Genomic DNA, 20652 nt, shown 5'->3' with positions numbered 1-20652 from the left:
GAATAACCCACCCCTTTTGGTCTGTTCTGGCAATGTATTATGAATTTCTGTTTCTAGATTGTTTGTTCTACCCGTTTTGTTCCATATGAGGGCATGACTCTCTTTTTCAACAAAATTGGTATTTTTACTTCCTTACAAGGAAAAATGATAAAAGGAATTCGATTAAGTCTGGTTTTAAAAAAGTTTATTAAAGGGAAAGACTTAATAAGATAAGACATCAGGAAAAGTTCCAGTAATTACTGACGGTGCATCTAGAATTGTTACTACAAGAAATTAAATTATTAATAAAAATGAGAGAGGATGAACATAATGAGTAACCGTTTTGAAGATAAAGTAGTATTAATTACTGGTGCTGGGTCTGGATTAGGGCAAGCATCTGCATTACAAGTTGCAAAAGAAGGGGCAAAACTTTCATTAGTGGATTTAAATAGTAATTCTTTAGAGGAAACAAAACAATTGATTTTAGAGGTAGTACCTAAAGCAGAGGTGCTTTTAATTACGGCAGATGTTTCTAGCGAAGAAGCAGCAAGAAATTATGTAAACAAAACTGTAGATAAATATAGTAGAATTGATGGATTCTTTAATAATGCGGGAATAGAGGGCAAGCAGGACCTTACTGAAGATTATGGAATTGACGAGTTTCGTAAAGTAGTGGGCATCAACCTAAATGGTGTATTCTTTGGAATGAAGTATGTTTTAGAAATTATGAAAAAACAAGGGTCAGGATCTATTGTTAATACAGCCTCTGTTGGGGGAATTCGGGGTGTAGGTAACCAGTCAGGATACGCGGCAAGTAAACATGGTGTGGTAGGTTTAACAAGAAACTCTGGTATTGAATACGGACAATACGCTATTAGTATCAAAGCAATTGCACCAGGGGCCATTATGACCCCAATGGTCGAAGGCTCATTAAAGCAAATCGATCCAGTAAATTGGGAAGAAGTAGGAAAAGAATTTGTACAACCAAACCCAATGAAACGTTTCGGCAAACCAGAGGAAGTTGCTTATTTAGTCGCATTCTTATTATCTGACCAAGCAAACTTTATCAATGCAGTTGTTATTCCAATTGATGGCGGACAATCTTATAAATATTAACAGGTTTTGGAGTGATTCAAATTCGAGTCACTCCTTTCTTTTTATAATAATTCTTACTGAAGGATTTGTACTAATCTAAATGCTCTACTCCAATAGATTTTCCTTTCGGTGCTAAAGATAAATATACAATTGAATGTAAAGCATAATTTGTTGCTTTTGAATACTTCGCTATTCCCCTCCTATTACAGAGCTCCTGATTTTAAATTAAAATCATTTAAATATCAAGAAGGTTATATTCTCTCTTTTAATCAAACTCTCTCCAAAAAGGATCGGGAAATTTACCACGCATTTCATCCAATCCCTGGACGCACTTCGATATCCTCTCCATGCGAAAAATGCAGGACTAAGGTAAATCGAACGTCTACCGATTGCCCCTCCCTATGAAAAAAGCAGGACTAAGGTAAATCGAACGCCTACCGATTGCCCCTCCCTACGAAAAAAGCAGGACTAAGGTAAATCGAACGCCTACCGATTGCCCCTCCCTACGAAAAATGCAGGACTAAGGTAATTCGAACGTCCCCCACTCTAATCAACTTACATTTTTTAAATCAGAGCACGATGAAAAATTAGGAAAAGCCCTTTTAATGATTTTCCTAATTATCGGACAGCTCCAGAGATTGGATTGAATTTGTTCCACATTTTCTTTCACAGTGGTAGATCTATCTTCTTATAGTTGAATTCTACCAACTTTTCATATTTATATATTATAAACAAAGGTTACATTCAAAAGTTGATGTTTACTCTCGTTATAGCCTCTAAGAAAAAAGAAGTTAAAAATAAACCCTAATCATCGTTCTCTGCATCGATTGGGAGAATAATTCGAATCGTAGTACCCTTGCTCGGAATACTTTTCACTTGAATGGATCCATTATGAAGCTGCACTAATTGTTTGGTAATGGCCATTCCAAGGCCGGTTCCGCTACCTGTGTCGCTCGTGTTGGTGCCGCGATAGTAACGTTGAAACAGCTTATCGAGCGTTTCGCTATTCATGCCGATCCCATTATCTTCTATCTTAATGATGACTAGGTGATGCTCAATCAAAGAGATGGATACTGTGATCGCAGTACCCGATGGATTATACTTAATAGCATTCGCGATCAGATTATCGATAATCCGTTGAAACCATTTTGGATCAATGAAGGCAGAAATGGTTTCATGAAAAGGTTGAAAGTTGAATTCCATCTCGCTATTGCCAGGATCATTAATAAAATGAATAATTGTCCGACGTATAAATTCGTTGAGATCCACGTCTTCTTTTACAATGGGCAAGGCTTGATTTCTTAAACGATATGTTAATGTTAAGTCCTCAAGTAATTCCATCATATAGGAAGACTTTTCGGAAATAACTTTTGCAAACTCTCTTGTTTCCTTTTCACTCCACGAATAGTTTTCAGATTCTAGCATCTGTGAGTATCCTGCAACAGAAGCAAGCGGCGTTTTTAAGTCATGAGAAATTCCGCTAATCCACTCTTCCCTTGTTTGAGTCCTTTTCAACCGCTCAGATTCGTTTTCCTTTAAGGTTTCTGTCAATTGATTAAGGGTTGTAATGAAATCTCTATATAATCGGTATTTCCTTTTCAGTTTTCCTTTTTTATTTAACAAGACGTTATGTTGATGGGGATCAGTTGGATGTTCATATACACCTTTACCAAGGTTGTTAATCCATTTCATCATCATAATCAACGGCACCCCGAATTTACGAGCATACCAAAACGTTCCTAATAATAGTAAAAGGAATAATAGAATAAAAGTGATAACAAGACTATGACTGATTGTTTTATTTAGACCTTCTTCTAAATGATAGGGAGAATTCGCATCGTGTGTACCCATAATGATTGCTTGTTCCGTCTTCTGATCAAAGTAAGCAGCAGGTGAATGTTCCTGATTTTGTGATAGCGTGAAAAGATCCTGAATCGAGTAACTTTTTGGCTGTTTCTTCGTACCATAGTCATCCACTACTTGTCCTGTAGAATCGATTAACTGGACCCAACCGTTTTCTTCATTGACTTTTTGATGGTTCACGTCCGAAAGGTTTAGATGCTGATTTTTCCAATCCACCTTTGACTTCATCTCATTTAATATCTCTTTCCCAAAATTCTTTTTACCTAATAACAGAAAATATGGTTGTGTATACTCTCCATCTAATTTCCAATACGAGTATTCTGCAGGAGTTTCCAAAATCAATGAGGCAAGCTCGCTTTTGTTTATATGTTTGGGTGCCTGTTCGGTAGTATTATAGGAATCAACCACATCACCATTCTCCGTCAGAACAATAAGTTGGCCGTTTTGATTCTTCGCTAACTTTTTTAGCTTTTCATCGAATGTAACCTTTTCTTCTTTAATTGAAATTCTGTCTGAAAAAAACAAGGTATCTGCTTTGGATAAATCTTTTGCAACATCCGATTTCATAATGGAAAATCCAATAATAGCCCATATAGTCATTAAAATAAGAGATAACAAAATAAAGGCTAGGACTATTTGAATGAAAAACTGTACAATAAATCGTTTATGAATGTTCATGTTTGTCACCATCGGGAACAAATTTATATCCAAGACCTCTAACTGTAACAATCTGACATGGCTTACTTGGGTTTTCCTCGATTTTTTCACGAAGCTTCCTTATATGAACCATTACAGTATTATCCTCACCTAGAAATTCCTCGCCCCATACCTGTTCATAAAGCTGACTCTTACTGAATAACTGATTTGGATGTTTACAGAAGAAAAGTAATAGTTGATATACTTGAGCAGGTAAATCTACGCTTTTTTTATTTACCTTAACTTCTCCGGAAAAACTATTTACGTGGATGTTTCCGTATTGATAATTTGTTGGAGATGGAGGTGTCTTTACTTTATTTCTACGTAAATGGGCTTTGATCCTTGCAACGACTTCCAGTGGATTGAAAGGTTTTGTAATATAATCATCCGCTCCTAACGCAAAGCCTGAGAGCTTATCCAAATCTGTAGATCTTGCAGTTAAAAAGAAAATGGGAGCATCAGTGGTTTCCCTTATATGGGGACAAATGTCAAAGCCACTCCGGTTTGGAAGCATGACATCCAATAAGATTAAGTCATACCGTTTTGTTTTACATAAGGTAAGTCCATCCTCAGCTGTACATGCTGTATCAATATGTTTGAAAGCTTCTCTTCTTAAAATTGTTGTTAACATCTGTAAAATGGCTTTTTCATCATCTACAATTAATATGTGTGCTTCTTGCATATGGATCACCTATTCTTTTTAATTCATTCAGAGGATGTTCAAAAAGTCACCAAATGATAAACGGCGAATTTCTTCGTTGGCATAAGTACGTACTTCTACTAAAAGCGCCCACGTCCTGTGGGCAACGTAGAAGTCAGCACATCGTGTGCAAGTCCGGTTCTCACGTATTAGGATGGATCTTCTGTTAAGTTCGCTCACGTCCCGTGAGCAACACAGAAGTCAGCACATCCTGTGCAAGTCAGATCCTCAAAACCTTCGTGCCTCGAACTTCTAGTTTCTAATTTGGCACCTTTTTGAACAAACACTTTCATTAATCATATCATCCATAAACAAAAATGCTTATAAATTAAGGAAGAATTAAGGTGGAGTTTCCGTTAGCTTAAGGAGGGAAACGTATAATCGTTTTAGATGGGAAACACAAGAAGGGGGAAGCAAAGTATGTATGTGATCGGTAAAAGGGAATTTTTTAGCTTATTTAAAGGCATTAAGTCGATTTTGATTATTGGGATATTATTATTAACCGCTTATTATTCCGCCAAATTATCAAATGTATTAATGAATGCGGTTGAATTTACACCTAAAGAAATGGAACATATTCACACGGTTGGCCTGTTGACTTTACTCTTTTTATTTGGGCAATTATTTATTACTGGGCTATCCCATGATTGTATGAATAGAGAAACACATGAACGAACAATGCGATTTTTAGTAACCAGGACATCAAGATACTCCATTTTATATGGAAAATTTTTTGGAATTGCCCTCTTTTGGTTTGTTTGTGTGGCAATCTCATTCCTAATTGTCAGCATCTTTGCCAAACAGTTTGATGTATTTATTTTTTCTCAAATAATGAGTTTATTAATATACCAAATTGCCTTAACCATTTTGCTTTCAGTTCTCATTCCGAAGCCGGGAATTACCATGTTTCTTGGGACCATCATTGGTCTTGCCTTTCCTATTTTCGGGTTATGGGTTTCGTTTACATCAAATACATGGATAAGCTGGATTAAGTTTATAACACCTTTTTATTATTTAGAACGGGATGACTATACGTTCTTAGTGATATTAATATTTGCAGGTTTGATGCTTTTTATTGCCCAACTGATATTCAAGAGGAGAGAATGCTAATGATCGCCATTGAAACGAAACAACTAAAGAAATCATACGGTGCAGATCAGGTCGTACAAGGAATTGATTTGATTGTAGAAAAAGGGGAAGTATTTGGTTTTCTTGGTCGGAACGGTGCTGGAAAGTCTACCTTTATCAATATGCTAACCGGCATTATTCAACCAAGCTCTGGCACTTACTCGCTTTTAGGTGTAAAGGGACCAAATGATCAAGTAAAGAAGAGAATTGGCGTTATGCCTGATTACTCCACATTTTATGGTTCTTTAACCGCGATGGATTATTTAAAGTTCCTATCTGCTCTATCGGGAAAGCCCACAGGGAAACACGGTTGTCTGGAAGTCTTACGATTGGTTGGCTTAGCAGAACAGGCCCAGATAAAAACTGCTAAATTTTCATTCGGTATGAAGAAAAAGCTTGGGATTGCACAAGCAATCATCCACGACCCGGAATTAATTTTTCTCGATGAACCAACTTCTGGATTGGATGCAGAATCCGTCATTCATATACAAAAACTGATCTCTGATCTGAAAAAACGAGGGAAAACGATCTTTATGACATCCCACAATTTAGATGAAGTAGAGAAAATTTGTACACGGATCGCCATTATGAAAGATGGTAAGATTACCAAAATCGGCACAATAGATGAGCTTAGATCCTTCTATCGATCAACGCTCACAGTAAAGTTTAAGCATTCTGCAATCCCTAAAGCGGAGCAGCTGACACTGAACCAATGGCTGCATTCTGTAGGGTCAGATTTAGAAATGAAAGAGTTGTATGTAACAATTACGCTTGACCATGAGAAAAAAATTGCTGAAATCATACGGGCTTTTAACCAGTATAAAATTGATGTCTATCGTGTTGAAGTGGACGAACCATCACTTGAAGAAATATTTTTAGATGAATAGTCGAAGGGAGAGAAATATAGGTGATGATTTTTTGAACACACCCCAGAAACGTTTATCAAAGGACGCAATCAAAGTTTGGCTCATCAGTGACACGATTGGAAATGTCATCGGTATCCTCATTCTAAGTATCTTATTTTACCTTGATTATCGCTTTTCATGGAATGTATGGATCTGGTGGATATTGATAGTAATTACAGTCTTTGCATTGATTGGTGGGATTTGGTCATTGATCCATCCATTTTTACTTTATAAAAATTGGCGTTACAATGTGGACGAAGAATTTTTGCAATTGAAATCAGGCGCATTGAATGAAACGCATCAACTTATCCCGATAACAAAAATCCAATCGGTCGCAACCGAGCAAGGGCCGATTCTTAGAAAATATGGACTCTGCTCCGTTTCGATTGAAACGATGGGGTCTTCTCACACCATACCTGCCCTACCTAAAGGGGTGGCTGTTGAGTTAAGGAACAAAATTGCTCAATATGCAAAGATTAAGGAAGTGGAGTAATGACGAAGATGAAACGTTATTCTCCACTTGTTATGCTTTTTGATTTAGGCAAATTATTAAGGAATTCCTTTTTCTTTGTGTTTTATTTATATGTGGTGAAGGCCGGTTCGGAATCATCCTTCATCAAATACGGCAAGATAGTTTTCTTGCTCGCGGTTGGATTTACATTTTTTTCAATCGTTTTTAAATGGTTCACCCACAAATACGAACTTAATAATAAGGTCTTTCATCTTTATAAAGGACTTTTCAGCAAAACTGAACGAACAATTCCATTTTCTAAGATTCAAAACATTCATCGGCACACATCGTTATTCCATCGTATGTTTAAAATGACTTCTATTCATTTTAAAACAGCCATGACAGAGGAAAATGCGAATATAAAATTTGAAGTAATTTCTCAAACAGAGGCTGAATGGATGGAAGCACATCTTAGAAATACGGATCAGGATGCAGAGGATCAGAATCATGAGTTCGTTGATTCCGAGTTTGAAGTTAAACATCCGGATCTGAATCGAATGATTCACTTTCAACCAACGAAAAAGGACATCTTAAAAGCATCCTTTACATCTTTAAGTTTTTTAGTTTTGATACCCTTAATTAGCTCATTTTTTTACAAAATCAATGAAGTTTTTCATGTGGAAGATACTGCTGAGGGTTTCTTTGAAAAGATCATAAGCTCATGGTGGGTTGTGACTATCATTGTTATCATACTCGTTATTGCCTCCGCAATCTTTGGAATCATAGGAACTTATTTAAAGTATGGGAAATATGAAGTATCTTCAGATGCAAATCACATTTATATTACTAGGGGTGTCATCGATGAAACGGCCTTCTCCATTTCAAAAGAAAAGGTGCAAGCAATTGAAATGAAACAGTCCTTGATAAAAAGATTACTAGGGCTTGCCGAAGTAAAGCTGACAAGTGCCGGTAGTTTAAGTTCTGGAGAAGATACATTCGAAGTTAATACACTCTATCCTTTTCTGCCGGTTAACAAGGCATATGAGATGGTTTCGGAAATTTTGCCATCCTATGCAATTACACAGGAAATGATTCGTCTTCCAAAAAAATCCTTTTGGTTGCGCATATTGGGGCTAAGCTGGCTCTGGATCATCGCAACTGGCGCTTTATATTATTTTAAGCCAACAATTTTGGATGTGGAACAGGCTTGGATAATCCTTTCATCAGTCCTTTTGCTTTGTATTTTATTATCAAGATTGTTAGATTTCTTCCATACCCGTTACGTAATAAACGATCAATTTATTCAGTTTAAAAAAGGAGTGCTCACTACCTCTTTATTCATCTCGAAACGGGAAAAGGTGATTGAGGTGGAGGTCACGCGAAACATCATTCAAAAAATACTCGGTCTCGCGTCCATAGAGACAATCAACAGGGGAAAGCCGGTGCATCATTCAGGCTTGGACGACGTACCGATAGAATTTGCGCATTCATTTTTCATGTGGTATGTGGGCCGAAAAAATGATATCAGTGTTGAATAAAGTGAAACTTCAGTCAGAAGGGTTTTCTTCATCCCTCACTGATTGTAGTTGAACCAATCGGGCTTTTACGGGTAGTTGATCTCCCACCTAAACTTCTTCGGATCATAGTTTTGAGGCGGGAGTCTTACTACCCGTTCATGCGGGATAAAATGAAGAGCCTGTTTTGGGTCCTGAAATCCAAAACAGGCTCTTCTTGAAAAGCTAGAATATTACGGAGCGAAAAAAAAAGAGCAAAAGGCTACTTTAAAGAGATTTTTTACGAGTCATCTAAGATGTGCTTTTACATTTGTGATTTGTTCCCATAAAAAACTTACAGTCACTACTTTTCTTCAATCACAAACAGGCTATTTCATCATAAATGAAATAGCCTTTAAACATTGATATCTACTTCTTCTATTAGCGATAGGTTTATGCCCAGTAACTTCGATAATTGTTCGGGTGGCAGGTAGCTTTTTTTATAAATCATTCAAGTCCTCATTCAATTTGGCTGCTTGCTGTCTGAAATAAGTATAGAAGGCGAACCAAATGATGGCATAGATCACGATGAATATGCCGAGCATACCGATAAATCCCTTCACCGTAAATGGAATCCACCCGATTACAAAAGCGACAATGAAATAGAGCACCGTTACGCATAGGAAATGCAAAGCTGTTTGTATCGGCAGAGTCAACTTTTCATTTTCAAACAGCAAAGGTGTCACTGTAAAGAACCAGCCGCAAAAAACAGTTCCAAGAGCATTTTTCACAAGGACAGCCGAGTCTAGTATATCTTTCTCACCTAAATAAATAACCGCGAAGATCGTAATAAGTGTTAGGAACGCACCGAAAAATATGCCCAATATGCTTCTCACCAAAAATGTTTTCATCCATTTTTCCTCCTATTCATTTTCAGTACTTCCTTAATGCTACTCACGTAGGTTCGTGAGACGTATTCCTTTGCTCCGGATTTGAAGTGTACACAAAGCGTGCCGTTAAAAGAAGCTTCGAAACGGCTCAACTCATGGAGATTAGCAATGACTGATTTTGATAGCCTGATGAATTTCGTGGAAGGAAGCATTTTCTCAAGCTCATACAATTTCTCTTTCAACGTAAAGGAACCTTCTGCAGTGACGGCTACGACGCCTTCATTCTCCGTGTGGAAATAATGAATCCCATCTGGCTTTAAAATATGCTGCATCTCCCCATCTTTTCCGACGAGGAATTCGATCTTCTTCCCCTTTAGAAAATCGAGAATTTCCTTTATCGAATCATCCATTTCACTGCAATGGATAGTCACTTTCGTTTCTTCATAATCGCTATCAATGTCTAATGAAACTTTCATTTTGTACATTCCCCCTGAATCGATACTTTCTATATAGTACCATTTAAGGGCTTATTTTCTCACTTTATTCACGAAACGAATGACCAATAGTGAAATCATTACACAGACAATAATAAAACCGATCGATAGAAGCGAATTATTATCCATTTGCAACTTGCCATTCCATACGGCGATGAATAATTGATTCATATGATAGAGCGGATTGACGTTGGCTATTAGTTGCACAAACTTCGGCATTAGATCAATTGGCATTGTAAAACCGCCTGTAATCATGCCGACTTGGAAGATAATGATGGAAAATACCAATGCACCATTCATGCTCGTGAATAATGAATAGATAGCTGATGACATAATGAGCAATGCAGCATTCAGCAACATGAAAGTAACAAAAGACAGCACGAAATTAAGCAGTTGAAATGAAAGGTCATAGGCGATCATGCCGATGAAAAACACTAAAAAGTAACCGAAGCTCGTAATGATTATTGATTTTAAAATGTTTGAGAGCAATAATGTTCTCTTAGGAACGGGTGATAAGCTGATGCGCTTTTCCACGCCAATCGTGCGGTTCATCACTTGGTCAAACCCGAAGGCAAAAAAGACGACGCCGAAAGTGATCAACAAGATGAAAGATGGTGTGTATGTTTCCGCATAACTTAAATTACCCGCATAGGTGGCCCCGCCGAATAACTCCCCCATGAACAGATACGTGACAGGCGGAACTATAATTGTAAACACTAGGTAAAACAATTCTCTTGAAAACATGAGCAGATCATACTTTAATTGAGTCGCTAACATAAAAATCCCCCCTTATACTGATACTTTCGTAAGATAAAATTCATTGATTGATTTATAGCCTGAAGCTAATATTCCGTTAGTTGTTTCAAACACTTCGCTTACCCCTTCATTCAAAAGCATCACCTTATCGCAATACAATTCAACTTCGTCCATATTATGTGTCGTCAGAATGACCGTTCCTCCCGTGCGCTTATTATAATCGGTAATATAAGTCCAAAGCATATTCCGCATATGAGGATCTAAGCCTGTCGTTGGCTCATCTAAAATGAGCATTTTCGGCTCGGATAAAAAGGCGATTGCCAAACTGACAATTTGTTTCCATCCACCCGACAATTTATCAAAATACTTTTTTCGATGCGGCTGCAGTTTAAAGTCGATAATGATCTGTTCAATATCGATAGACGATTTGTAATAGGCTTTGAACAGCTTTAGCAACTCGATGACCTTCAGCGTTTTGTAAAACTGTGTAGGCTGCAGAACGGCTGAAATATCTTTTCGTACGCATTCAAGCTCGTTGGTGGATAAAGACCGAAGCTCTTTATCGAATAATAAAACATTCCCATCGTTATAAGGCTTTAACGTCATCAGTATTTCTAAAAACGTCGATTTGCCAGCCCCATTTTTGCCGATAACACCGATGATTTCACCACCCTCTGCTTTAAAATTGATTCCCCGCAATACTTGATTCGCTCCATATGCCTTTTGTAAATTTCTGACGTGTACAATTTCCATTTGTCTTCCCTCCGTGTTTTTCTTTGTACCCTTACTATATCTATTGAGGCCAAAAAGGTCTGCCGCTTCTCTATGACCGGTTGTATTTTGAAGGCTAGTTGCATAAAAGTACCTGTCAGTTGCATCGTACTAAAAAAAAGAAATAGGAGGTTGGCCAAGGGAGGTCATTAAATCTACTCTTACATCAACCATAAATCATTAAACAGCTAACCTTTATTAACCGATTGCTCGCTCAGTGTATTTCAACATGAATAAAGCTGCTTTTATTAAATTAGTAATATCGAAAAATCAAAAAGCAACATTTAACCGAGCCACACAAAAGTAAGATAATGTATAATTGAACAAAGTCATGTGGAATAGGGGTGATGTTGTAAAAACGTACTTCCGAGAAAATTTATACCGTTCGTAGGAAAGAACATTTGTAAAACCCCAGATCTCATTTTTGGGAAACAGTAAACAAATATAAAGGAGAGGATGTGGACCTATGCAATTAAAGCCTCGTGTTTTGTCAAATGAATTAGGAATTCTAAAATGTTTAAATACACGGATCGATCTATCTGCAAAAGATAAAAAGCATTATTTAAAACTTGAAAAAGGCTATCAAGGGGAGGTGATGTTTGATCAATTAACAGCGAAGATTCCATGTGATATGTATGTATTAAACGACTTATGTCTTGAGTTTAATCACTCTGTTTTCCAAATCGATACCTTAATCATTTCCGAAAAAACGATTTTCTCTGTAGAAATAAAAAATTATGAAGGCGATTATATATATGATGCAGAAGAATTCCGACGGGTCTTGTCCGACTATGAAATAATAAATCCATTGACCCAGTTAAAACGCAGTAATTTACTACTCCGCTCTTTACTTAAAAATTTAAAAATCTATTTACCCATTGAAGGATACATTATCTTTGTAAACCCTGCGTTCACCTTATATCAAGCCCCCTCAAACACATCATTTATTTTCCCGACGCAAATCAATCGCTTTATAAAAACATTAAATGAGACCCCATCAAACCTACGATCTCAGCATAACAGGCTAGCTGAACTTTTAATCTCCATGCATCAAACTGAATCCCCATATACCCAACTACCATCTTATGAATATCATCAATTGCGAAAGGGAATCACTTGTGCAGCTTGTCATTCTTTTAAAAATACTGTAGGAGAAAAGAAATTGGAGTGTAATCAATGTGGGACCGTGGAAGATGTTGACTCCGCAGTTTTGCGGAATATCGAGGAATTTAGGCTTCTTTTTCCCGATAAAAAAATTACGACAAATTGTATTCATGAATGGTGTAGGTCGATTTCTTCTAAAAAGAAAATCAGAAGAATTCTATCACAAAACTTAAAACCTATTGGCGCAAGAGAGCATAGATATTTTGTATAACAATTTACCTTTGATTTAACATTTTTTCATTGTTGGTAAGTATAATCTAATTTATTTACCAACGATGAACTTTTTTAGACAATGGTAATGAAATACATTTACGAAAATAACTTCTCTCTTTATGAGCTATTGAAATGCATTCGATTTACCTTATTATCGTATTTTCATCCCGAAACGGCATTCGATCCGATTTCGATTTACCCTGTGCCCGTATCTTCATCCTGCAAGGGCATTCGAGCCTCATTCGATTTACCCTGAACTCGTATTTTCATCCCACAAGGGCATTCGAAGCTCATGCGATTTACCTTGAACTCGTATTTTCATTCTACAAGGGCATTCGAAGCTCTTTCGATTTGCCCTGAACTCGTATTTTTATTCCACAAGGGCATTCGAAGCTCTTTCGATTTACTCTGAACTCGTATTTTCATTCCACAAGGGCATTCGAAGCTCATTCGATTTGCCCTGAACTCGTATTTTTATTACACAAGGGCATTCGAAGCTCTTTCGATTTGCCCTGAACTCGTATTTTTATTACACAAGGGCATTCGAAGCTCTTTCGATTTACTCTGAACTCGTATTTTCATTCCACAAGGGCATTCGAGGCGCTTTCCTTTCAAGTAAATGATTTACATCTACTAATTCTAGCTTCAGAGTCTTATTCTCCTTAAACCAGTATGATTTTTCACTTTAATAACGATTTGTTCAGACCCTGTATGATAAACAATAATATTTTTCACTAAAACAGGCTATTTCATCATAAATGAAATAGCCTGTTTACGTTGATATATTAATGTTTTTATTGAGATTAACGTTTTGAGAACTCTGGTGCACGACGACCGCCTTTAAGACCGTACTTCATACGTTGACTTTGCGAACAATTTCAGAAAAAAAAGAACTTTTTATCAGGGAGTCATTTAATAAAGAAAAGCAGTAATGAGCCATCCCCCGTTAAATATGCATAATTGAGCGTATCTGTCATGGTAGCTTATATAGTTATTTTGAAATCAACGCCTATTTAAACCAAACTGATTTGCTGATAAACCTACTCTGACACGTAATATTTGTTTACCAGATAGAATCTTGACTAATTTTTAAGAACTAATGAATATCATGCTTTTTGAAGGTACCGCCCTTCACTTCTGCTACGTCATATACTGTAACAAAGGCATTTTCGTCAATTTCACGAATAATTTCTTTCATTTTACTATCTTCTAAACGGTTAATCACACAGGTAATTTCTTTGAATTGTTCATTTGAATAACCGCCTTGAACAATATTATACGTTGCTCCACGACCTAATCGGTCACGAATTGTCTCTACCATTAATTCGGGCTGATTAGTGACAATTTTAAAGGTTTTAGAACCACTTAAACCTTCTTCAACAATGTGTATTACTTTGGAAGCAATAAAATAAGCGATTGCCGATAAGATAGCCCCTTGAAGACCGAAGACTGTTGAGACAACAATAAATACAAACATGTTTAAGAATAAGATGAGGTCACTTGTTCCAAAAGGGAGTTTTCGAGAAAGTAGAACGGCTAACATATCAATTCCATCTAATGCACCACCATTTCGTAATGCTAACCCCATACCAAAGCCAATGATAATACCACCAACAACTGTTACTAATAATGTATCCGCTTGAACAATAGTTGGTACATGTCGCATTACGATAGTGCCGACTGCTAATGAAGCAATACCGATTACCGAATAAACAGCAAAGCCTTTACCGATTTGTTTATATCCTAAAAATATAAATGGAATATTCAGCACTACAATTAGAAGTCCCAGTGGTAACCCAATTAATTGTGAACCAACAATACTCAAACCTGTCACGCCGCCATCTGAAACATTGTTGGGAATTAATACTGATTCTAATCCGTATGCTGTGATGAATCCCCCGATAATAACCAATATTGCTTGTACAACCATTCTCAACTTATTGGTCTTTTGCTTAGTAATTGTACTCATTTTAACTTCCTCATTTCAAACTTTTTTCAAGTATTTAAGTAATCATATTTTAACACTTAAGCACTCTCACGTTTAATTATATTTAGTGTTTTACTTTTTAGCAAAATCAAAACCATTTTGAAAAATTGAAAATCAATATAGTTTATGTCCCTTATATCTGATCAATCTATTCTTTCCTTAAATATTCAGGTCTTATTCAACTTTACGGGGAAGAACTAGAAGAGAAAGGATAATATGCTTGTTATTGAAGGACCCATTAATAGGATTTTCTATTTATCAGCATGAGTTCAATTTCCCATGTATGGAAACATTCATTAAGATAATATGCTCCTCGTTCTGTAACTTTAGAAATGCTGCTACACTGTTGTGGTTCTATCAAATCATGCCCCTCTGAATCAAAACTCCAATTTCCTGAGATTTCAACCCAACTTTCTTCCGCTTCTATATCCTTTCGGGCTTTTAACGTATATACAGCGATGGGACCGTCTACATTATTTTCCAAAATAACGTACCGTATTTCACCTTCACTCCCATTCTCTGAACGCTTAATAAATTCATCCATAACCTCCGTATTTCGAACCTTTTCTCCAAATTGAGTTACGTCTGTTTCCAGTAGTTTAAAGATTTCATCATCTTTACTTTTTTCTTTCTTGAATTTTTTTTATTATTATTCTTGAAGTCTACCTTGGTTTCTGCATAAGGTGAACTAAAAATAACATATTCACCATCAATCCAAACAGCATGCTTAATCCCCAGGACTTCTAAGTTATCTGCGTGTGTTCCTCTTGTTGTAATTCTTACCGTTTCATTATTTACTTTATTCATCAGGCCTGGAAAAGCAGTTTTACGATAAAAGTTATAAAAATGGGATATTTCTCCTAACGTAGCATCCCTATGTTCTATGATTACATCCTCTCCTCCAAATGCAAATTTAAAAGTTGCATATGAATTGTCTAACAAAGAATTGATAAACCACAACAAGCCTATAAAAGGTAAGACTAAAGCTGTAACAAGTATTACCCAAAACGTTTTACACTTTAGGTCTCTTGCAAATACATAGAAGGAAACCAATGTTAGCAAGATCGGTAGAATTGCACTTGTCGGTTTAAAAAATATGAAGTAATAACCCTGGATTGCTAATATGGAAAGAAGCAAATCCATTATTAGGATGGAAAAAAGAAGATCTTATCAGGAGAGATATGGCCTTTTAAATTTTTGAAGTCAATATTCATAAATTACTACATCCTTTTTTAGTAGTTATCGCTCTTCATTCAGTCCACATCCACTTTTTGTTTATATAAACTATATAATATCCGCGGTATGTTTCAAATAATTCCGCCTCTTTATAAAGTTGATTAAGGATTGATGCAGTAAACTAGGCCATGGCCGTCAATGCTAAGTAATATTCAAACTAAAAAGGTCGAATTCCTGTACACCATAGGAACCGACCTTTTTAGAGAAAACACCCGTTGTTACATTAATTACAAATTAAATCTGTAAAATCCTGTTTTTTATAGAAAAGGGCTGAAGAATAACAAAATTCGACTTCCATCCGCCCTATAGTTAATAACTTGCATCAAACTATTATTCCTTATTCCTTTCTATCTCTTTCATAAATGATTCTCCTTCAATATCTAAATCTGGTAGTATTTTATCTAACCACTTTGGCAAATACCAAGCTGATTTTCCCATTATGATCATTACTGCTGGTACAATAGCCATTCTGACCACAAAAGCATCAAATAGAACGCCAAATGTGAGAGCTAAACCAATTGATTTAATCATTGGATCTGGTGCTAACATGAATCCAGTAAACACTGAAATCATAATCAACCCAGCAGCTGTAACTACTCCACCGCTATCTCTCATTCCAACTAAAACTGCTTTGCGTGCATCCCCGGTATGCGTATATACTTCACGCATTCTACTAACTAGAAAAACCTCATAGTCCATTGCTAGCCCAAACAAAATCCCTATGACAATCACAGGTAAAAAGCTTAATACAGGATTTGCGATGGGAAATCCAAATAAATTAATTAAATTTCCATCTTGTACAACAAATACAGTGAATCCTAATGTTGCACCTAAAGAAAGTACAAATCCTAGAACTGCTTTTAACGGAACAAGAATAGACCTAAACACTAGTATTAATAAAATGAATGAAAATCCAATAATTAATATAGCGAATATTGGCAATGCATCACTTAACTTTTGTGATATATCAATGTTTACTGCCGTAGTACCTGTAACCATTAATTTTATATGATCGGATTTTTCCAGGGTTTCAGACTTTTCTCTAATATTATTTACAAGATCTTTTGTTTCTGAATCGTTTGGTCCTGTTTCTGGAGTAATAGAAATAAGATATAATTCTCCTGAAGGTCCAGGAATAGCTGGACTAACATTTTTTACATTTGATAAACCACTTAACTCTTCTACAGTATCATTTAATGCCAATTGTAGATCGGTTATTTCACTTGAGGTTTTAGCAACTACAAGTAATGTTGCTTGATTGCCTGGTCCATAAGCCTCAGTTAATAAATCATATGCTTTTCTTTCTGTTGTCTCTTCATTTTTCGATCCGTTATCTGGAAGTCCGAGTTCCATATGGGAAATAGGGATAGCAATTATAGAAAGAAGTACAACTCCAATAATTGCAACCCTCCACGGGCGTTTTGCTACAAAATCCCCCCATCTATCGGAAGTAGTTTGTTTTTTATTACTTTTAATGATTTTACTTAAAAAGGTATTTTTTCTTTCCGGACCCACTTTATGTCCCATCATTCCTAAAAATGCTGGCACCACAATGATCGCAATAAATATTGCTAATAAAACGCACAGAGCAGCAGATAGACCCATCATTGTTAAAAATGGTATCTTTACAACAGATAAACCTAAGAGGGCTATGATAACTGTTATACCAGCAAACACTACTGCACTCCCCGCTGTTCCAGTTGCAATTGCTACAGACTCTTGTACAGAGTATCCTTCTTTCCGTTGTTGTCTAAAACGAGTCATAATAAAGAGAGCATAATCAATGCCTACTGCCAGTCCTAACATTGCAGCTAATGTTATCGAAACAGATGTAATATCTAAATAATTTGTCCCGATCACGATCAATAATAGACCTATAGCTAGTCCGATAACTGCTGTTATAATTGGCATTCCAGCCACTAAGAAGGAAATAAAAGTAATCGCCAATATAACATAAGCGACAACTATTCCAATAACTTCTGTGATTCCCCCTATTTCCATTTCAGAAAATACAACATCACCAGCTAACTCTGTTTGGATACCAGCATCACAAGTATTTTCAATGTTTTGTATAATATTTTCCTTTGATTTTTCCGATACCTTATCTGCTACTACATTGTAAGTAACAACAGCATACCCTATTTTTTTATCTTCACTTAAATTCCCTAACTCTACTGGGCTTGCTACGGAAACAACATGACCATCTTTTTCTTTTATCTCACTCAGTGTATCTGTAATTACTTTATTAACCTCATTAGAATCTAAGGTTTTATTTTCTCGTGCTTTTAATACTAATTGTACTTGACCACCTGTATTAGTTGGAAATTCCTTTTTCACGAGTTGAAGAGCTTTTTCTGATTCTGTTCCAGGTATAGACATCTCTTCAGAAAAATTGGGCCCCAGGTTTATTGCAAAAATCGCTATCACAACGAGAAGTGCTAATGTGCCTCCAATTACTTTTTTACTATTGTTTGCTGCCCATTTTCCTAATTTATAAAGATACTTTGCCATTTATAGCTCCCTCTCATCCTATATATTTCTCATCTTGTTGTAATCCAGATAAACCATCTTAATTAAATACATCAATTTAGTTTATCAACATTGAGATAGTGCTAAATTGTTAGATTGTATATTAATACCTTTCCTTCCTATTCTTTTAGCCATATACAAGGTGAATCATCTATATTTGAGCATTATTTGTTCAAATATCCTTGCATCAAAATCATTACGATAGGTTAGAGATAATCCTAATAATCTAGAATACATAACATTAAAACAATATGTCATTATTTAAACATCATGTTGTTTTAATAGTATAGAAATAGTATATTAGAGCTAGTTGAAGGTAACAATATGCAAAGTTAATCTTGATGTTATTAAAAGGACACTTCTTTTTTATTTTGTTTAATTAAAAACATCTTAAAGAAATTTGATTGATATGTAGGAGGGGAATTATATGGTTGGTATAAAAGGAAACCGAAGAACTTTGTATAGTAAAAAGGTAATTACAGATGCTTTTTTACTATTACTTCAGGAAAAAAGCTTAAATAAAATTACTGTTACGGAGATTTGTAAAGAAGCAGATATTAATCGTGGAACTTTTTATTCCTATTACAATGATCCATTTGATTTAATGAAAAGTATTGAAGATGAAATGATAGAGAAAATGATGAGTGCTATTAATAATTCAGGAGACGAATCCCTCTATGAAATTTTGAATTTGATACTTAAAAATAAGGAATTTTGCAAAATCATTTTAAATGAAAAAAGTAGCTCTCGTGTACTAAATACAATTTTGAATTCCACTTATGAAAGTACAATTGCAGAAAAAAAACAGTTACCAAATGCTAATGAGACGCATATAGAATACTTTTTCACTTATGCCACAGGAGGAACCATTGAAGTAATACGAAAGTGGATTAATGATGATATGAAAGTTTCTACTGAAGAAGTTGTACAAATATTAAAAAGCATGTACGTCAACTAATCGCTATTACATTATTAATAAAGTTGTATAATTCAAAAGGATAATCTTGAAAGATGCCCCCTTTACAAGATTAAAATCACCATTCTCCAATCAAATGCATTAAACTGGATTATAAATTAGATAGTATCAATTGGTTCATCCGTTAATCCTGCTTACCTCATTTTCTGCTTTAATATTGTTAAGACATCAACAATATCTAGAGCACCTTTTCAAAAGTAGTTGTGCCAACATAAGTCATTATCTTATCCACAAGCAAGTAATTATAAACTGCACTTTAAAACAGATACGCCTGCGATAATCGTTGAATTTGATCATAAATTCATGCAACGTATTTTGCAAAATATTTATTCTTATGAATTTAATTTTACACAATCCTGAACATACCGATATATATACACAGCTTTCCGACCATAATGAAAATGTAGTGATCTGCATTATAGACAATGGCGTTGGCATGCCCACTCATACGATAGAAAATCTTTTTCAACAATATTACCGTGGAACAACAACTGATTCCTCCTTTGAGGGCACTGGACTTGGAATGGAAATTGTCTATAAACTTGTTCAAGCTCATGGCGGTACAATCTCTGTTGAGAGCGAACTTTCTAAAGGAACATCATTCCATATTATATTGCCGAAAGAAGGACGTTCATAAGACAATATGTCTTAAAACGTCCTTCTCTTACTTCTTTTTGTAATTATAACTAACATGTACATAAGTGCGTTGTATAAGAAGACCTCGGATCTTTTTGAAAGAGTCATTCTTGCAAGTTTAAATCTAAAGGTTTTTCAATAATCTAACCCGATGCTTATTATTAAAAAAACTGATACAAGACTTTTCTCAACATTATACAAAAGCTATATTTGCACTACGAGTTGGAGCCGGCATTTCTTGTACTTTTTCTCATTATTATTTTTAATATGACTCCCACAGCTAATCCGGGTATTAAACACAACATTGGAAGCCAAACAGGTCCTAATAATACTCCAAACAACCGAAAGTTGGAGGAATAAATACATCCAACTGTAACAAAGTACGCTGAAAATACAAATGGAAGAAAAGAATATCTTTCTTTTCCTCCCCCTGCATCTTTAAACGCATCCCATATTGCATAGAAATACAAACAAGGGTAAAACATTAACCATTGATAATCGGCCTGACTAATCGCTTGTTCAATTTCACCGTGAAAACTTGAAATAATTATTTCGTTGAAATTAGCTTGAACATTCACTATAATTTCCAAAAAAGTGAGTATAACACCTTTTACATATTTACCATTCAGAAACTGACCGAAACCTGGAAGTGCAATGCTCCAAAATAACGTTTCTTTTTCATTCGCCACA

The 20652-nt window shown here is 35.6% G+C and carries 19 protein-coding genes and 1 pseudogene; 8 read left to right on the top strand and 12 right to left on the bottom strand.

Annotated features, from left to right (window positions below; genetic code table 11):
* Positions 1 to 309 precede the first annotated feature (309 nt).
* Positions 310 to 1095 (top strand): SDR family oxidoreductase, encoded by a 786-nt coding sequence (locus tag MHB53_RS19210; RefSeq protein WP_340921425.1) that lies wholly within the window; start codon positions 310 to 312, stop codon positions 1093 to 1095.
* 76 nt (positions 1096 to 1171) lie between these two features.
* Here the strand turns inward: MHB53_RS19210 and MHB53_RS19205 are convergent.
* The 3 genes and pseudogenes from MHB53_RS19205 to MHB53_RS19195 all read right to left on the bottom strand — a co-directional run.
* Positions 1172 to 1267, bottom strand: a pseudogene (locus tag MHB53_RS19205) (transcriptional regulator); the annotation flags it as partial.
* A gap of 611 nt (positions 1268 to 1878) precedes the next feature.
* The gene (locus MHB53_RS19200) at positions 1879 to 3615 is read right to left on the bottom strand and encodes a sensor histidine kinase (protein ID WP_340921423.1); all 1737 of its coding nucleotides are present in this window, start codon (positions 3613 to 3615) and stop codon (positions 1879 to 1881) included.
* Positions 3602 to 4315 carry a response regulator transcription factor gene (locus tag MHB53_RS19195; protein ID WP_340921421.1) on the bottom strand — a complete coding sequence of 238 codons (714 nt, stop codon included), beginning with the start codon at positions 4313 to 4315 and terminating at the stop codon, positions 3602 to 3604. The genes MHB53_RS19200 and MHB53_RS19195 overlap by 14 nt, the downstream gene beginning before the upstream one ends.
* Before the next feature lie 438 nt (positions 4316 to 4753).
* On the opposite strand from MHB53_RS19195, the gene MHB53_RS19190 reads away from it, so the two are divergent.
* Genes MHB53_RS19190 through MHB53_RS19175 form a run of 4 tightly spaced genes read left to right on the top strand, consistent with a single transcriptional unit; the run spans position 4754 to position 8355 of the window.
* The gene (locus MHB53_RS19190; protein WP_340921419.1) at positions 4754 to 5443 is read left to right on the top strand and encodes a hypothetical protein; all 690 of its coding nucleotides are present in this window, start codon (positions 4754 to 4756) and stop codon (positions 5441 to 5443) included.
* The gene (locus MHB53_RS19185) at positions 5443 to 6348 is read left to right on the top strand and encodes an ABC transporter ATP-binding protein (protein ID WP_340921416.1); all 906 of its coding nucleotides are present in this window, start codon (positions 5443 to 5445) and stop codon (positions 6346 to 6348) included. The genes MHB53_RS19190 and MHB53_RS19185 overlap by 1 nt, the downstream gene beginning before the upstream one ends.
* Positions 6341 to 6859: a PH domain-containing protein gene (locus tag MHB53_RS19180; RefSeq protein ID WP_340921414.1), complete on the top strand. Its 519-nt coding sequence runs from the start codon at positions 6341 to 6343 to the stop codon at positions 6857 to 6859. Before MHB53_RS19185 ends, MHB53_RS19180 begins: the two co-directional genes overlap by 8 nt.
* The gene (locus MHB53_RS19175) at positions 6859 to 8355 is read left to right on the top strand and encodes a PH domain-containing protein (protein ID WP_340921412.1); all 1497 of its coding nucleotides are present in this window, start codon (positions 6859 to 6861) and stop codon (positions 8353 to 8355) included. The genes MHB53_RS19180 and MHB53_RS19175 overlap by 1 nt, the downstream gene beginning before the upstream one ends.
* 455 nt (positions 8356 to 8810) lie before the next feature.
* Here MHB53_RS19175 and MHB53_RS19170 read toward each other — a convergent pair whose 3' ends face one another.
* Genes MHB53_RS19170 through MHB53_RS19155 form a run of 4 tightly spaced genes read right to left on the bottom strand, consistent with a single transcriptional unit; the run spans position 8811 to position 11203 of the window.
* Positions 8811 to 9221, bottom strand: a complete 411-nt coding sequence (locus tag MHB53_RS19170) for a DUF3021 domain-containing protein (protein WP_340921409.1) — start codon at positions 9219 to 9221, stop codon at positions 8811 to 8813.
* Positions 9218 to 9676, bottom strand: coding sequence for a LytTR family DNA-binding domain-containing protein (locus MHB53_RS19165; RefSeq protein ID WP_340921406.1), 459 nt, complete (start codon positions 9674 to 9676; stop codon positions 9218 to 9220). Before MHB53_RS19165 ends, MHB53_RS19170 begins: the two co-directional genes overlap by 4 nt.
* A 51-nt stretch (positions 9677 to 9727) precedes the next feature.
* Entirely contained in the window at positions 9728 to 10471 is a 744-nt protein-coding gene (locus MHB53_RS19160) for an ABC transporter permease (protein WP_340921404.1), read from the bottom strand.
* A gap of 12 nt (positions 10472 to 10483) precedes the next feature.
* Positions 10484 to 11203 carry an ABC transporter ATP-binding protein gene (locus MHB53_RS19155; RefSeq protein WP_340921401.1) on the bottom strand — a complete coding sequence of 240 codons (720 nt, stop codon included), beginning with the start codon at positions 11201 to 11203 and terminating at the stop codon, positions 10484 to 10486.
* A 484-nt stretch (positions 11204 to 11687) separates the two neighbouring features.
* Between MHB53_RS19155 and MHB53_RS19150 the strand changes: the two genes are divergently transcribed.
* Positions 11688 to 12596, top strand: coding sequence for a nuclease-related domain-containing protein (locus tag MHB53_RS19150; protein WP_340921399.1), 909 nt, complete (start codon positions 11688 to 11690; stop codon positions 12594 to 12596).
* A gap of 1098 nt (positions 12597 to 13694) precedes the next feature.
* On the opposite strand, the gene MHB53_RS19145 is transcribed toward MHB53_RS19150, so the two are convergent.
* From MHB53_RS19145 to MHB53_RS19130, 4 genes are all read right to left on the bottom strand, one after another.
* The gene (locus MHB53_RS19145; protein ID WP_340921396.1) at positions 13695 to 14567 is read right to left on the bottom strand and encodes a YitT family protein; all 873 of its coding nucleotides are present in this window, start codon (positions 14565 to 14567) and stop codon (positions 13695 to 13697) included.
* Between the two features lie 256 nt (positions 14568 to 14823).
* A complete protein-coding gene (locus MHB53_RS19140) occupies positions 14824 to 15129 on the bottom strand; it encodes a hypothetical protein (protein ID WP_340921395.1) in 306 nt (101 codons plus the stop codon).
* A 35-nt stretch (positions 15130 to 15164) separates the two neighbouring features.
* On the bottom strand, positions 15165 to 15527 hold the full coding sequence (locus tag MHB53_RS19135; RefSeq protein ID WP_340921393.1) for a hypothetical protein: 363 nt from the start codon (positions 15525 to 15527) through the stop codon (positions 15165 to 15167).
* Between the two features lie 624 nt (positions 15528 to 16151).
* Entirely contained in the window at positions 16152 to 18332 is a 2181-nt protein-coding gene (locus MHB53_RS19130) for an MMPL family transporter (protein WP_340921390.1), read from the bottom strand.
* 445 nt (positions 18333 to 18777) lie between these two features.
* Here MHB53_RS19130 and MHB53_RS19125 point away from each other — a divergent pair, with 445 nt between their 5' ends.
* Entirely contained in the window at positions 18778 to 19308 is a 531-nt protein-coding gene (locus MHB53_RS19125; protein ID WP_340921388.1) for a TetR/AcrR family transcriptional regulator, read from the top strand.
* Between the two features lie 352 nt (positions 19309 to 19660).
* On the top strand, positions 19661 to 19963 hold the full coding sequence (locus tag MHB53_RS19120; protein WP_340921382.1) for an ATP-binding protein: 303 nt from the start codon (positions 19661 to 19663) through the stop codon (positions 19961 to 19963).
* Between the two features lie 214 nt (positions 19964 to 20177).
* Here the strand turns inward: MHB53_RS19120 and MHB53_RS19115 are convergent, their stop codons facing one another.
* The gene (locus MHB53_RS19115) at positions 20178 to 20651 is read right to left on the bottom strand and encodes a hypothetical protein (protein ID WP_340921381.1); all 474 of its coding nucleotides are present in this window, start codon (positions 20649 to 20651) and stop codon (positions 20178 to 20180) included.
* Position 20652 lies beyond the last annotated feature (1 nt).

This window comes from Bacillus sp. FSL K6-3431, assembly GCF_038002605.1.
Taxonomy (GTDB): domain Bacteria; phylum Bacillota; class Bacilli; order Bacillales; family Bacillaceae_C; genus Lederbergia.
Note: the sequence above shows the minus strand (reverse complement) of the source record. Positions and strands in the feature narration are given on the sequence as shown.